Origin of the sequence: Rhodovulum sp. MB263 (genome assembly GCF_002073975.1) — a bacterium.
In the GTDB taxonomy this organism is placed as follows: domain Bacteria; phylum Pseudomonadota; class Alphaproteobacteria; order Rhodobacterales; family Rhodobacteraceae; genus Rhodovulum.
In genome coordinates, this window is sequence record NZ_CP020386.1 from 30,282 (window position 1) to 44,089 (window position 13,808).

12 protein-coding genes are annotated in these 13,808 nt (G+C 66.5%); 6 read left to right on the forward strand and 6 right to left on the reverse strand.

Annotated features, from left to right (window positions below):
- Nucleotides 1–5: 5 nt before the first annotated feature.
- Nucleotides 6–1,169: a glycosyltransferase gene (locus B5V46_RS19285; protein ID WP_080618345.1), complete on the forward strand. Its 1,164-nt coding sequence runs from the start codon at nucleotides 6–8 to the stop codon at nucleotides 1,167–1,169.
- A gap of 65 nt (nucleotides 1,170–1,234) precedes the next feature.
- Nucleotides 1,235–2,290 (forward strand): polysaccharide pyruvyl transferase family protein, encoded by a 1,056-nt coding sequence (locus B5V46_RS19290; RefSeq protein WP_196774435.1) that lies wholly within the window; start codon nucleotides 1,235–1,237, stop codon nucleotides 2,288–2,290.
- Between the two features lie 221 nt (nucleotides 2,291–2,511).
- Here B5V46_RS19290 and B5V46_RS19295 read toward each other — a convergent pair whose 3' ends face one another.
- The 5 genes from B5V46_RS19295 to B5V46_RS19315 all read right to left on the reverse strand — a co-directional run bounded on the left by B5V46_RS19295 (nucleotide 2,512) and on the right by B5V46_RS19315 (nucleotide 8,504).
- Nucleotides 2,512–3,147, reverse strand: a complete 636-nt coding sequence (locus tag B5V46_RS19295; protein ID WP_080618348.1) for a rhomboid family intramembrane serine protease — start codon at nucleotides 3,145–3,147, stop codon at nucleotides 2,512–2,514.
- The gene (locus tag B5V46_RS19300; RefSeq protein ID WP_080618350.1) at nucleotides 3,135–4,469 is read right to left on the reverse strand and encodes a hypothetical protein; all 1,335 of its coding nucleotides are present in this window, start codon (nucleotides 4,467–4,469) and stop codon (nucleotides 3,135–3,137) included. Before B5V46_RS19300 ends, B5V46_RS19295 begins: the two co-directional genes overlap by 13 nt.
- A gap of 4 nt (nucleotides 4,470–4,473) precedes the next feature.
- Nucleotides 4,474–5,082 carry a polysaccharide biosynthesis/export family protein gene (locus tag B5V46_RS19305; protein ID WP_080618352.1) on the reverse strand — a complete coding sequence of 203 codons (609 nt, stop codon included), beginning with the start codon at nucleotides 5,080–5,082 and terminating at the stop codon, nucleotides 4,474–4,476.
- A 169-nt stretch (nucleotides 5,083–5,251) separates the two neighbouring features.
- Nucleotides 5,252–7,702: a tetratricopeptide repeat protein gene (locus B5V46_RS19310; RefSeq protein ID WP_231119346.1), complete on the reverse strand. Its 2,451-nt coding sequence runs from the start codon at nucleotides 7,700–7,702 to the stop codon at nucleotides 5,252–5,254.
- A 127-nt stretch (nucleotides 7,703–7,829) separates the two neighbouring features.
- On the reverse strand, nucleotides 7,830–8,504 hold the full coding sequence (locus B5V46_RS19315; RefSeq protein ID WP_231119347.1) for a sugar transferase: 675 nt from the start codon (nucleotides 8,502–8,504) through the stop codon (nucleotides 7,830–7,832).
- Between the two features lie 502 nt (nucleotides 8,505–9,006).
- Between B5V46_RS19315 and B5V46_RS19320 the strand changes: the two genes are divergently transcribed.
- Genes B5V46_RS19320 through B5V46_RS19330 form a run of 3 tightly spaced genes read left to right on the forward strand, consistent with a single transcriptional unit; the run spans nucleotide 9,007 to nucleotide 12,199 of the window.
- Nucleotides 9,007–9,888 (forward strand): ExeA family protein, encoded by an 882-nt coding sequence (locus B5V46_RS19320; protein WP_080618355.1) that lies wholly within the window; start codon nucleotides 9,007–9,009, stop codon nucleotides 9,886–9,888.
- Nucleotides 9,885–11,369, forward strand: coding sequence for a chain length-determining protein (locus B5V46_RS19325; protein WP_080618357.1), 1,485 nt, complete (start codon nucleotides 9,885–9,887; stop codon nucleotides 11,367–11,369). Before B5V46_RS19320 ends, B5V46_RS19325 begins: the two co-directional genes overlap by 4 nt.
- A gap of 29 nt (nucleotides 11,370–11,398) precedes the next feature.
- Complete coding sequence (locus tag B5V46_RS19330; RefSeq protein WP_080618358.1) at nucleotides 11,399–12,199, forward strand: CpsD/CapB family tyrosine-protein kinase; 801 nt, start codon at nucleotides 11,399–11,401, stop codon at nucleotides 12,197–12,199.
- A gap of 35 nt (nucleotides 12,200–12,234) precedes the next feature.
- Here the strand turns inward: B5V46_RS19330 and B5V46_RS19335 are convergent, their stop codons facing one another.
- Nucleotides 12,235–13,299, reverse strand: coding sequence for a glycosyltransferase family 4 protein (locus tag B5V46_RS19335; protein ID WP_080618360.1), 1,065 nt, complete (start codon nucleotides 13,297–13,299; stop codon nucleotides 12,235–12,237).
- Nucleotides 13,300–13,546: 247 nt separating this feature from the next.
- Here B5V46_RS19335 and B5V46_RS19340 point away from each other — a divergent pair, with 247 nt between their 5' ends.
- Complete coding sequence (locus tag B5V46_RS19340; RefSeq protein ID WP_080618362.1) at nucleotides 13,547–13,807, forward strand: hypothetical protein; 261 nt, start codon at nucleotides 13,547–13,549, stop codon at nucleotides 13,805–13,807.
- Nucleotide 13,808: the final 1 nt, after the last annotated feature.

Here is a 13,808-nt window from a genome sequence, read left to right on the forward strand (position 1 = left end):
ATGATATGCCCAGCCTTCTGGTGATCTCTTCGGCGCCGGCCGCGCTGCTGGACGGCAAGCCGTTTCTCGACCGGAAATTCGTCGAGGGCATGCGCTTTTACGCCGATCTCTGGGACGGTCCGGTCAGCTGCCTGCTGCGGGTCCGGGCCGAGAGCTTTCCGTTCGGGCGCGTCTACGAGCCCGGAGAGCTGCCATTCGGCATCCGCTTCCTGCCTTCCGGCCGGAAACCCGGCGCCGAGGATGTGGCGGGGCAGGATGTCGTGCTGTGCAGCGGGGACAATCACGACTATCTGCATCTGGCCGGGCTCTGCCGCCGCAGCGGACAGAAGCTGGCCTTCATCATCGAATATATCCCGGAAACCAGACGTCAGATCCTCTTTCTCGACCGGTCCCGAAGCTTGCCGGGGAAGATCCGCTCGCTGATCTGGAATGTCGGGCAGGAAATCCGGCGCCGCCGGGCCTTCGGGCTGGCCGATGGGCTTCAGGCCAATGGCTATCCCGCCTTCGATGCCTATGCCGGGGTGAATGCGAATGCCATCATGTATCTCGACAACCGGATGGGCTCGGATCTGCTGGCGAGCCGAGACGAGATGGCGGCCCGGCGCCGCCGGATATGCGGGGGGGCGCCGCTGAGGCTGGTCCATTCGGGGCGGCTGGAGCGGATGAAGGGATCGCAGGACCTCATTCCCGTCGCTGCAGGGCTGGTTGCCCGGGGCATCGATTTCGAGCTCGATATCTTCGGCAGCGGCAGCCTCGAGGCCGAGCTTCGCCGCGATATTGCCGCGCAGGGGCTGAACGGCCGGGTCCGGCTCAATGGTGCTGTCGATTTCGAGACCGAGCTGGTGCCTTTCGCCCGGCAGCATGCCGATCTCTATCTGAGCTGCCACCGGCAGTCGGACCCGTCCTGCACCTATCTCGAAAGCATGGGATGCGGCCTGGCCGTGGTGGGATATGCGAACCGCATGTGGACGGCGCTGTGCCGGGCATCGGAGGCTGGATGGGCCGTGCCGCTGGGCCGGGTCGAGGCTCTGTCCGACGCCCTTGCCGAGGCGGCCTCCGACCGTCCCCGGCTGGCGGCCTGCTGCGATGCCGCGCGGGCTTTCGCCGGCGGCCATGCCTTCGAGCAGGAATTCGGGCGTCGCATCGGGCATCTGAGGCGTCTGGCATAGGGGGCGGGGTGCGCCTCTGGCCCCGGTCGGGATCGCAACGGGACATACAGCGCAGGGAGACGCGCATGGGCAAGACAGGTAAGGCTGCGGATCTGCTGAATTTCCTTGCGAACCCGCGCAAGGATATCGAGATCTTCGGCATGTTCGGCCCGGGAAATCTGGGCGATGAGGCGATGCTGGTCGCGGCTCTGGACAGCCTTCCCCGTACGAGATGCACGCCCTGGCAGAGCTATCCAAACCGGCCGCTCCTGAACCGGCTGATCCGCAATCGCCGTCACCGCGACCTTCTGGTCGGGGGCGGGACGCTGATACATGGCGGCCGGACGGGATGGCTGGATTATGTCGAGATGCGGTCCCGACAGGGGGCCCGGGTTTCCTTTTTCGGAACCGGCATGGCCTTTACCGATGCGCAGATCGCCGGCGAATCCGAGGCTTTCCGGCGCTGGCGCGCGGTTCTCGAGCGGTCGCAGGAGGTTCATCTGCGCGGGCCGCAATCGGTGGCGCTCTGCCGGCATATGGGCGTGCAGGCCGATATCTTCGGAGATTTCGCCTTTCTGCTGCATCGCCCGGATATTCCGCTCCGGGATCATGGCGCGAGGCGCGACGCCATCGGGCTGAATGTCGGCAATTGCCTCGGCGATCAGGCGGCCTATGAGGAGGCCTGCATCGCCCTTGTCCGGCATCTGCAGTCACGGCACAGGCTGGTGTTTTACGTCGTGGTCGACACCGATATGGCGGCGACCCGGCGTGTCATCGAGCGCGCGGCGCTTCCCGAGGCGGGCTTCAGCATCGAGCGGCATTATGTCGATCCCTACGGTTTCATGCACTCGGTCAGAAACCTGCGGGCCTTCATCGGCCTGAAGCTGCACGCGGCCGGGCTGGCGATGATCGCCGGGGTTCCGGCCCTCATGATCGCGTATCAACCCAAGAGCCGGGATTTCATGGCGCCTTTGGGAAAGACGGATCATCTTCTGATCGACTTGCCCGTCGAGGCCGGAGAGCTTCTTTCCAGAGCGACGGATCTCCTGGACCGTCCCGAGGATTTCCTGGTCGAGGACCGCATTGCCTCGATTGCCGCGGCGCAGCGCGAAAAGCTGGAAGCGGTCTATATGGCCGGTTGAGGCGTGCCCTGTCCGGCCTTTGCTGGTGCAAGGATCTCAGCCCGGAATACGGAGGCGGGGCCTTGATCCTGCAGAGGAATTCATCGCCTGTAATATACATTATGTTGTATCGTGGCGATGATTGCAGACGGGGCGGTGCGCCTCCGTCCGCATTCGCGATGCTGAACGCCCCCGATCAGGCCGTCCGATGAGAGGCCCGGCCGCCATGTCTTCGGGCTTCTTCAGGCCTCTTCGGGGCCGAGCGCCCGGCGGTCGAGGGCCAGCGCAGAGAGGGCGCCGGTCAGAAAGCCGCCCAGATGGGTCTGCCAGGCCAGCATGCCGTCCATTGCCCACCACAGCACCACGTTCAGCCCCAACAGCAGCAGCACCGCCCGGATCACCGGCCAGAGTGTCTCGCGATAGGTGACGCGGTCGAGCGAGGCCCAGGCGATCAGCCCGCCCGCCAGTCCGAACAAGGCCCCCGAGGCCCCCACCATCGGCCGCAGGTCGGGGGCCAGCAGCGCGAAGCCCGCCGCGCCCCCGAGGATCGAGGCCACGTAAAGCAGCGCGAAGCGCCAGGCCCCGACCCGGTCGATCACCGCGCTTCCCAGCGACCAGAGCGTGACCATGTTCACGCCAAGATGGGCCGGGCCGCCATGCAGGATGCTGTAGGTGACGAACATCGCCCAGGGCTGGGCGGGATAGTTCGGTTTCCAGTTGCCCAGAAGCCCCGGCCAGAACCCGCCATAATCATAGGCCAGCGCCCGCAGCCGGGGCGCCAGCAGCCCGGCATCGGACAGCGACAGTGTCAGCTCGAGCAGGGTGCAAAGGGCGATCAGCCCGACCAGGACCGTCCGGCCGCGCCTCAGAACCGCCATTGGGCGGCCTTCTCCAGTCCGATGAAGACCTTGCTGGAATGGTCGCGGTCGTCGTCCGACTTGTCCGAGATGCTGTGGCTGTAGCCGCCGACCAGGTTCCAGTCCTCGGCCAGCGCGTGGCGGTAGACCAGGTCGAGCTGCAATTTGCGGCTGTCGGTACGGGAGTCGTCGACGAAATCGGTGTCGCGCAGGATCACCCCGGCCTGCAGGCTGGAGAGCGGCGTCAGTTCCTGGCGGTAGGTGACGCGGAAATCCGAGTTCAGCGCCTCTTCGCCATCGGAATCGGTCGAGAAGGCCTGATCGAGCTTCATGCCGAAGGTCCCGCGCTTCAGGCTCCGGTCATAGGAGAAGCTGAGAAGCGGACGCAGGTCATCGTCTGCGGAGGTGCTGATCCCGATCCCGGCCCGGAGCGCGCTGCCCGGAAACTCGAAGCTGCGGTCGAGGCGGGCGGTGGTGCGCCGGCCGGCCTCGTCGATATCCGAACCGAGGCTGCCCGACAGATCGCCATTCGGGCGCAGCTCGGTAAAGGACAGGGTATAGGCCAGCCCCTTCTGGACGTCTTCCGGACGCCCGGGCACGGATTTGGTCACCCGGCTGTAACCGAGATAGGCATTGGTGCTGAGCGTCTTGGTGACGCCGAAATCGAGCGTTCCGCCGATCGAAGCCGAGCTGGTATCCTGCCCCGGATCGTCGCGGTCGGTCTCGCTGACCGAGCTGCGCAGCCCGGTCGAGATCCGCGGATCGAGATCGAAGCGCAGCGCCAGCGTCGCATTGACGCTTTCCTCGTCGAGCAGGTCGGGATCGGAGGTCTCGGAATAGGTCTTGGCGGAATAGCCCAGATCGACGGTGGCGCCGAACGGGGCGTCGCGGCCGAGCTCGAGCGAGAGATTGCCGGAATAGCGCTTGAGCAGCCCCTCATCCAGCCGCAGCACGCCATCGGCGAGATCGTCATCCTCCGACAGCGAGTCGACATCGCTCTGGCGATAGCTGAAATCGGCGGCCAGCGCGCTCGACAGGCTTTCGCGGCCATAGGACAGGATCAGCCGCGGGTCCTTCTGTTGCAGGGCGCTGCCGTCGAAATCCTGTTCCAGCCCGCTATCCGCGCTGAACAGGAAGGATTCGGTGCGGGTCCGGCTCGACAGGGTCGCCCCGAGCCCCGTGGTCGTGCTGAGGGTGCCGTCTTCCTGGGTCAGGCGCTGCGAGAAGCGCAGTTTGGCCTCGAGCCCGCCCGGCTCCTGCGCGGCGGCGGGAGGAACGCAGATCAGGACCAGACCCGCTGCCGCGAGCCCGCCCGTCAGCCGGTATGTCCTGCGCCGCCTCACCGGATCACTCGAACAGGCGCCGCTCCGGAACCAGGATCACGTCCCCGTCCAGAAGCCGGATGTCCTTGGCCAGAACGGCGCCCCGGCTGAGGGACTTGTAATCGATCTGATAGACCTTCTGCACATTGGTCCGGGGATCGGTCCGGCGCAGCTGGATCCGCTTGGTCGCGGCGAAGCGGGTCAGCCCGCCGCTCTGGGCCAGGCCCTGCAGGAAGGTGGTCCCTTTCGCCACCTGGACCAGGCCGGGCGCGTTCACCTCGCCGAGGAAGAACACGTCGATCGCATCTGTCGCCGCCCCGTCATAGGGCGAGCCCAGGCCGGGCTGGACCGAGACGAAGACATTCGGGGACACCGCGAAATTCGAGGCAATGGCCTGGGTGACCGCGGTCTGGATCTGGCCCACGGTGCGCCCTGCCGCCGGGATCGTGCCGGCGAAGGGGAAGCTGAACCGGCCATCTGGCAGCACGACCGCCGTCCGGTTGAGCGTGGTGTCTTCGAGCACCTCGATGGCCAAGGTGTCGCCGGGGCGGACCCGGTATTCCTGCTGTGCCGTCGCGGCGGTTGCCGCCAGGATCAGCACGATGCCGGAAAGGAACCGTTTCAGATACAGCATGATCTTCCGCTTTCCTGCCTGTTTTGCGGTTAGTGTTGTCGGCAAAGCAGGCCCGGGAAAAGTACAGATTGCCGATCCGTGCCGAGATGTCGGGCGATTGACGTGCCGGTGACACACTCGGAAGGGCGTCCGGTCCGGGGCGCGTGCTCCCGGCCGGGCGGCCAGAGGTTCAGTTTTCGGCCGGGGCCGCGGTGCCGAGCGACTCGATCTGTGCACGCGCCTCCTCGATCTGCGGCCGCCGGTCGGCGGGCCCGGCGATCTCGACCGCCTTGCGAAACTGCTCGAGCGCGTCGGCCGGTCGCGACAGCGCGACATAGGCCTGCCCGAGATGGTAATGGACCAGCGGGTCGTCGGGCAGCCCCCTGGCGGCGGCCTCGAGATAGGGCAGCGCCTCGGCGCCTTCGCCGCGCCGCAGGGCGATCCAGCCATAGGTGTCCTGCATCGCCGGGACCTTGGTGTCGCGGAAGCGCCGGGCCACGGTCCAGGCACGGTCGAGGCTTTCGGCATCGTCGCGATAGGTTGCCAGCAGGCTGGCGAGGTTGTTGGCCACCACCAGCGAAGAGGAGTTCCGGGCGTAAAGCGATTCGTAGATCTCGATGGCTCCGTCGATATCGCCGTCCCGTTCCAGCATCGAGGCCCTGGCCCAGAGCAGTCTCGGATCGTCGGGCGTCTGCTCGAGCCCCTTGCCGATCGAGGCGGCCGCGGCGGCGCGGTCGCCCTGGCGCATCTGCAGGTTCGACAGTTCGAGCCAGATCCCGGGCCGGTTCGGATCTTTCCGAAGCAGATCCCGATAGATCTCGGCGGCCCGGTCGAGCGTGCCCTGCGCGCCATAGGTGGCGGCCAGGATCACGGCGACGGTGTCGTCGTCGGGATGGTCCTGTCGCAGCTTCTCGGCCTGGGCCAGCGCCGCATCGACATCGCCGGTCGCCAGCCGCGCACGGATCAGGTCGATCTTGGCCGAGAGGCCGGCATCGGCGGTTCCGGCGAGCTGTTCGAGATAGGAGATCGCCTCGTCGGTGCCGCGTTGCAGGTTCAGCCGCTCGGTCTCGATGCGGTCGGCGGCCGCGACCGAGTCCGCGTCGCCAAGCCGCCGCAGCGTGTCGGCCACATGCCGGGCGCGGCCGTAATCCTTCATCTGCAGATAGAGCCGGCCCAGCGAGTTCAGAAGATCGCCGTTATCGGGGGCCAGCCGGAGCGCGGCCAGCAGGATGTCCTCGGCCGGTTGCAGGCGGCCGTCCTCGATCAGCTTGCGGGCATAGCGCAGCGTTTCGGCCGGAGCGTTGCCCGAGGCGTCGACCGCGAGCGAGAGATAATCATTCGCCAGTTCGGGCCGTCCGGCCCGGATATAGGCCTCGGCCATCAGCGTCATGGCCTGGGAATCGTTCGGGGCGTGGTCGAGCGCGGTGCGCAGCCCGGCGATCGCGGCATCGGTCTCGTCGGACTGGATCTGCCAGGCGGCCTGCATCTTCAGCGCTTCGGGCTGGGCGGCATCCTCGGCCAGCACCTCCTCGACCCGCTGGCGCGCGCCGACCTCGTTGCCGGTGGCCAGCAGCATCCGGGCCAGTGCGACCTTGATGTTGCGGGTCTGCTCGGACGGCTCGGCCCCGTCCAGGATCGCTTCCAGCGTCGAGATCGCCTGGTCGCGGCGGCCCGCCTCGAAATCGAGCGCGGCGCCGATCATCTGGAACGGCACCGGATCGGGGCGTTCGGCGATCGCGTCGTCGATCGCCGAGCGGGCGGCTTCGGGGCCGCGCAGCTCGGCGAGGAACCGGATCAGGTCGATCATGGGACCGGGATCGTCGGGCGCGGCGGCGGCGGCCAGTTCGCGCAGGAAGGCCTCGGCCCCGTCGAGATCCTTCTGTGCCAGGTAGAACCGGATCAGCGCGGCCTTGTTCTCCTTGTTCTTGGGGAATTTCGCGACCATCTCGCGCAGCAGCGCCTCGGCCCCCGTCATGTCGCCCTGCGCGACCAGGATCTGCAGCCGCTGCTGATAGGGCCGGATGTCGGTCGGGTCATGCGCGATCAGCCAGTCGGTTTCGGCCAGCGCGCGGTCGGTGTCCTGCTCGCGCACCGCATTGTCGAGCAGCGTCACATGCAAGAGCGCATTGTCCGGCCGCTCGGCCAGCAGCGCCTCGGCCTCGCGCGCGGCCTCGCGGCGGGCCGGCGCGTTCTCGTCGGCGGCCGCGTCGCGATAGGCCCTGGCGATGCCGATCGCCTTCACCCGGGGATCCTCGGGCGCCAGCGCCTCGGCGGCCTGGCCATGCCGGTCGACCTCGTCCCAGCGGCCGCTGGAAAAGGCGATCTCGGCCAGGGCGATCCGGACCTCGAGATCGTCGGGATATTGTTCGGCCAGGCGCAGATACTGGCTGTAGGCCTGCTGCCGGTTGCCCTTCTGCAGCAGCAGTTCGGCCAGCTTGAGGCGCGCCTCCCTGTGGCGGCCGTCCTCGTGGAAGACGTTGCGCAGCTCGACGATGGCCCGGTCGACATCCCCCTCCTGCAGCAGCGTCAGGGCGTTCTGGTAATGGGCCTCTGCCTTCTCCTCGGAGGATTGGCAGGCCGTCAGCATCAGGCTGGCACTCAGAAGGGCGGCTGTGGCGACAAGGCGGATCGGGGCTGGCACAGGGCGGGTCCTCTGATCTGGGCTTCCGGTATAGACACGAGCAGGCAGGCCTTTGAGGCCTGCCCGGTTTTATACTGGGGAATGGTCGGACTGTCTCCCGGTTCCGGGCCGGGGCCGTCCGGCCTGTTCAATACCCGGTGGCACGCACCACGACCGAGACGGTTCTGAAAAGCACGCTCAGATCCGTCTGCAGGGACATGTTCCGGTCATAGAGCTCGTCATAATCGACCCGGCCCACGAAATCGCAATCGTTGCGGTCCGAGACCTGCCACAGCCCGGTGATGCCGGGACGCAGCCGGTAATAGGCCTGACCCGGATAGAACAGCTGCTGCTTGACCATCATCGGCCGCGGGCCGACCAGCGCCATGGTGCCGTTGAAGACGTTGAAGAGCTGCGGCAGTTCGTCGAGCGAGAGCTTGCGCAGCACCCGGCCGATCCGGGTGATCCGCGGGTCGTGTCTCAGCTTCTGGGTGGCGTTCCATTCCTGGCGCGCGGCCGGATTGCGGGCCAGATAGGCCTCGAGGATGCGATCGGCATCGGGCACCATGCTCCGCAGTTTCCAGATCCGGAAATAGCGACCGTTCCGTCCGACACGGAGCTGTGTGTAGAACGGGTTATGCCCGTCGAGCGCCACCAGAAGCGCAAGCAGCGCGATAAGCGGAACGCTGAAAGGCGCACTCAGCAGCACAAGCGTCAGATCGACGATGCGCTTGAAGACTTTGCGGTAGGCCCCCCAGCCTTCCACAGGTCGCCGCACTGAAAACGCACCCAGCACCGGCCGCGCCGACGCATCTGCATTCAAGTCGGTCAAATACAATGTCATGTCGAGTTATCGGCCAGAGCCGATCCTTTGAGAAAAATATCACCCCATAGAGACCGACGGTCAAAATGCCGAACGGCCTCGGATCAGATCAACGCTGACCCCCGCAACTGGGCTAGCATCTAGACAAAATTTAATCAAAGTCTTGACTGCAATTTCTGCCATTTTTCCGCCAAAATCACGCCAAGATGGCCGTCTTATTGCCTCAATTCTCGCCAAGGTTGCGAAAATCCAACATGAATTGCACGACAGTAGGGCGTGGCATCCTGTACTGTCGATGTGCGGGCAACCGAATACGGAGTTTGTGGGGCAGTCCCGGCGAATCAGCCTGTCAGCGGGTAGGAACCCGACGGGGAGACGTGTATCCTTGCCAAGTAAAAGAATGCCTTGATGTCGTCATGGCCGCGCTCTACCGCGTAGGCGGGACGTCACCTGCGTCCGGACAGGCGCATGCGTCCGGGCCAGCCACATGCATGAGCAGGGTATGAACACCTCACTCTACAACGCCCATTTCGGTTTCCATGAACGGCCCTTCTCGCTGTCGCCGGACCCGGATTTCCTGTTCTGGTCGAAGGCCCATACCCGGGCTTTCGCGGTGCTCGAATTCGGTCTGGTCTCGCGGGCGCCGCTGACCGTGGTGACGGGCGAGGTCGGCACCGGCAAGACCACGCTGATCCAGGCATTGCTGCGCCAGGTCGAGGAGGACGCGACCGTCGGGCTGATCTCGAATGCCCAGGGCGGGCGCGGCGACCTGTTGCGCTGGGTGCTTAACGCGCTTGACGTGGCCGCGCCGGAGGGTGCCGATTATGTCTCGCTGTTCCAGACCTTCCAGAGTTTCGTGCTGCAGGAATATGCGGCGGGGCGGCATGTGATCCTGATCGTCGACGAGGCCCAGAACCTGGGCGCCGAAACGCTCGAGGAGCTGCGGATGCTTACCAACATCAATTCCGGCAAGGACGATCTGCTGCAGATCGTGCTGGTCGGCCAGCCCGAGCTGCGCGACCTGATCCGGCAGCCCTCGCTGCGTCAGTTCGCCCAGCGGGTGAGCGCGGTCTATCATCTCGAGCCGATGGATCTGGAAACCACGCGGACCTATATCCGGCACCGGCTGAAACATGCGGGCGGCAGCGGCGAGGAATTCTCGGCGTCGGCGATCCGGCATATCCACGAGGAGGCCGGGGGCATTCCGAGGATGGTGAACAAGCTGTGCGACCTGGCCCTCGTCTATGCCTCGAGCGCGACCCAGAACGTGGTCGACGAGGCGACGATCCGCGAGCTGATCGATGACGGGCTGATCCTCAAGCCGCTCCGGGATCCGCTGCTGCTGTCGGGGGCGATCGAGCCGTTCGGGAAGGCGGCGGAATGACGATCGACCTGCGGCTTTACTGGAGGCTGTTCCTGCGCCGTCTGCCGGTCATGCTAGTGTTCATCGTGCTGGGCTGTGCTGCCGGGGTGGTGGCGGCGCTGCGGATGCCCGAGACCTATTCGACCTCGGCCCGACTTCTGGTCGAGGCGCCGCAGATCCCCGACAGCATGGTCAGCTCGATGGTGCAGACCGACGCGGTCGAACAGCTCGACATCATCGAGCAGCGGCTGATGACCCGCGCCAACATGATCGATATCGCCAACCGCTTCAAGGTGTTCCCGAATATCCGCCAGATGGAGCCCGACGAGGTGGTGGCGGAGATGCGCAGCGGGACCCGGATCCGCCGCTCGGCCGGGCGCAACCAGGCGACGCTGATGACGATCTCGTTCTCGTCCGAATATCCGCAGATCGCTGCGAATGTGGTCAATGAATATGTCACTCTGGTGCTGCAGACCAATGCCGAGTTCCGCAAGTCGCGGGCCGAGAACACGCTGCAGTTCTTCGAACAGGAGGTCGACCGGCTGGGCCAGGAGCTCGACCGCCAGAGTTCGGCCATCGCCGGTTTCAAGTCGCAGAATGCCGAGGCCCTGCCCGATGACCAGAGCTACCGGATGGGCCGCCAGAACCTGTTGCAGGAACGTCTGGCGGGGCTGACGCGCGATCTCAAGGCCGGGCAGTCGCAGCGCGCCGATGTGGTGCGGATCTTCGAGGCGACGGGACGGGTGAAGCAGGGCGCGTTTCCGGTCCGGCGCAGCGCCGAGGAAGACCGGCTGATCGCCGCCCGGGCCGAACTTGAAAATGCCAAGGCGATCTATTCCGAGACCAGCCCGCGGGTGATCAGCCTGCAGGCGGTCGTCGACCGGCTGCAACAGGTCGTGGCCGAGCAGAAGGAAGACGGCACCGCTGCGGCCGAGGCGGGCGATGTCTCGCCGGAACAGGCGATGCTCGATGCGACCCTCTCCGAGATGGACAGCCGCCTGAAGACCCTTCAGGAGGAGATCGACAATACCAATTCCGAGATCGACCGGCTGCAGAAGGCGATTGCCCAGAGTGCGGCGAACGGCATCCAGCTGGCCGCGCTCGAGCGCGATTACGAGATCATCCAGACCCGCTACAACGCGGCCGTGAGCAATCTCAACCAGGCCCGGATGAGCGAGCGGATCGAGACGACCTCGAAGGGGCAGCGGATCTCGGTGATCGAGAATGCCAGCGTTCCGCAACTGCCGAGCGGGCCCGGACGGACCAAGGTGATGGCGCTTGGCGCGGCGGCGGGCTTCGGCCTGGCCGGGGCCTATTTCATGCTGCTCGAACTTCTCAACCGGACGATCCGCTCGCCAGCCGAGTTGAGCAACCGCTTCGACATCACCCCGATCACCACGATCCCCTACATGAAGCCGCCGAAGGAGCGGGGGCCGCGTTTCCGGCGGCGGAACCGGGAGGAGGCGCCGCCGTCTTCCGGCAGCAGCATCCTGCCCGGTTAGGTGCAGCTCCAGGCAACAAGAAGAGACCGATGGAAAAGCTACAGGCCGCTCTCGAGAAAGCCCGCCAGACCCGCGCCGTGCGGTCCTCGACCGTGCCGACCCGCCAGCAGCTCCGGGTCACGCCCGCGACCGATGCCGACGGCGCCTGGCAGGCGCTGGCTTCGGCCGATCTGGACGAGGCGGCGCTGAGCCAGCACCTGATCGTGACCCGCGAGGCCGGAACCGAGGCCACGCCCTTCGACATCCTGCGCACCAAGACGCTGCTGCAGATGCGCCAGAACGGCTGGAAGCGGCTGGCGATCACCTCGCCGATGCCGAATTCCGGCAAGACCACGGTTGCCTGCAACCTCGCTCTGGCGCTGGGACGCCAACGCGACCTGCGGTCGATGCTGTTCGATCTCGACCTGCGCGATCCTTCGGTGCAGGATTTCCTGAATGTCACGCCCGAGCACGGTATCGGCGAGATGCTGAGCGGCCGGGTGCCCTTCGCCGCGCAGGGGCTGCGGCATGGCGAGAATGTCGCCTTCTCGATCTCGCTTCGGCAAGAGACCGATCCGACCCGGCTGTTGCTGGCCGAGGAGACCGCCGAGCGGCTGGACGAGATCGAGGCCGTCTACAAGCCCGATGTGATGATCTTCGATCTGCCCTCGGTGCTGGTCAACGACGATACCCGGGCTTTCCTGAAGAATGTCGACTGCGCGCTGATCGTGATCCGGGCCGAGGCCACGCGGCATGCCCAGTTCGATGCCTGCGAGCGCGAGATCGCCGAGCACACCAATGTGCTGGGTGTCGTTCTGAACGCCTATCGCCAGGCCGACGCCAGGGGCTGAGGCCCTCCCTGCCTCTCTCCTGTCCCGTCCCGTCCCTAGGAGCGGATTTCCTCTCTGAGATAGCCGAGCAGCCGATCGGTCGCGGCCTCCCAGGAATGGGCGGCCGCGGTGGCATGGGCGGCGTCCGACATCGCGCGCCATTCTGTGGGATCCATCCGCGAAATCGTCTCTATCTCGGCTGAAAACGCCTCCGGATCGGGCGGCAGCAAGCGGCCGTTCCGGCCGTCGATCAGGTCGGGCGCGGCCCCGGCACTGGTCGCCAGGACCGGGGTCCGGCAGGCCATCGCCTCGAGCAGGGGCAGCCCGAAGCCCTCATGCGCGCTGGTGAACAGCCACAGGTCGCAGGCGGCATAGAGCTTAGGGATCTCCTGTTGCGGCGGCGCGCGGCGATAGATCAGATCGGGGGGGAAATCCTCGGTCGCAGGGGTGGTGCCGAAGGAGATGACGCGCAGGTCGGGCAGACGGAGCCGTGCCGACGCGACCGCGTCGAAGGCCAGGCCGATCCGTTTGCGCGGGGCGATGCTGTGCAGGAAGCCCACGGTAAGGGGCGTTCCCCGCGCGCGGGGAGGCGCATCGAAGACGGCATGATCGACCGCATTCGGAAGCAGGTCGATCTCGCTGTCCGGGGCTTCCTCGCGGACCCTGTCGCGGATGTAGTCGGAGACAGCCAGCTTGCGCAGCGGCAGCGCATAGGTCGCCCGGACCCTGTCGACCGGCAGATGGTCGAACAGCTCGACATCCTGCAGCAGGTAGAACTTGCGGCCCTTCGAGGCGGGCAGCGCGGCGACCCATTCGGCGGTCTCCCACCAGGTGGCGATGACGACATCGGCATCGGGAAGGTCTTCGGCCACGACCGGGCGCCGCCGGTCCAGAACCCTGTGGCTGTCGCCAAGCGCATCGAACAGGGGCGAGCGGGGATGCGGGGGCAGCGGCCGGCCGCGGCGCCAGGCGCGCAGCCGATCGCGCAGGGTCCGGCGCGGCCGGGGGCGCGAGACCACCGTGACCTCATGGCCACGCGCCTTGAGCAGCCGCGCATAGGTCGCCACCACGCGGTTTCCACCGGCCAGAGACGCGACCGCTATGACGAATGTGATCCTCACGACGCGGCATGCCCCCGCTGCAGGTCATCTTGCTGGCAGCGTTAGCAAAGCGGCCGCGCGAAAGGAAGCGGGGGTAGCCTGTTGCCCTCCCCGCTTGGGACGGGAGCTCCGAGCGTATGGGCGGGAAATTCTTAACGGCTGCGGCGGCATCTTCCCCCTTCTCGCGCAACCCATCTCCGGCCCCTGCCCGGCCGCTGCGACAGGAGCTCCTGTCCGGCGGCCCGATGCGGCCGAAAAGGAGACAGACATGGCCGACCTCTTCAAGCTCCATACCCAGGGACTGGACAGCCCGCCCTCGCGCCTGACCGAGGTGACGCCCGACGATTCCGCCGAACTGCCCTTTGCCAGCCGGGCGCTGAATGTCGCAAGCTCGGGCACCGTTCGGGTGACCACGGTCGATGGCGATACCGGCACGGTCTTCGTCGCCTCGGGCATCGCGCTGCCGCTGCGGGTGCGCCGGGTCTGGGCCACCGGCACCACTGCCACCGGCATCGTGGCGCTGTTCTGAG

Coding starts and splice junctions, on each gene's coding strand:
- B5V46_RS19285 (WP_080618345.1), top strand. CDS start 6: ATGCCCAGCCTTCTGGTGATCTCTTCGGCGCCGGCCGCGCTGCTGGAC.
- B5V46_RS19290 (WP_196774435.1), top strand. CDS start 1,235: ATGGGCAAGACAGGTAAGGCTGCGGATCTGCTGAATTTCCTTGCGAAC.
- B5V46_RS19295 (WP_080618348.1), bottom strand. CDS start 3,147: ATGGCGGTTCTGAGGCGCGGCCGGACGGTCCTGGTCGGGCTGATCGCC.
- B5V46_RS19305 (WP_080618352.1), bottom strand. CDS start 5,082: ATGCTGTATCTGAAACGGTTCCTTTCCGGCATCGTGCTGATCCTGGCG.
- B5V46_RS19320 (WP_080618355.1), top strand. CDS start 9,007: ATGAACACCTCACTCTACAACGCCCATTTCGGTTTCCATGAACGGCCC.
- B5V46_RS19325 (WP_080618357.1), top strand. CDS start 9,885: ATGACGATCGACCTGCGGCTTTACTGGAGGCTGTTCCTGCGCCGTCTG.
- B5V46_RS19330 (WP_080618358.1), top strand. CDS start 11,399: ATGGAAAAGCTACAGGCCGCTCTCGAGAAAGCCCGCCAGACCCGCGCC.
- B5V46_RS19340 (WP_080618362.1), top strand. CDS start 13,547: ATGGCCGACCTCTTCAAGCTCCATACCCAGGGACTGGACAGCCCGCCC.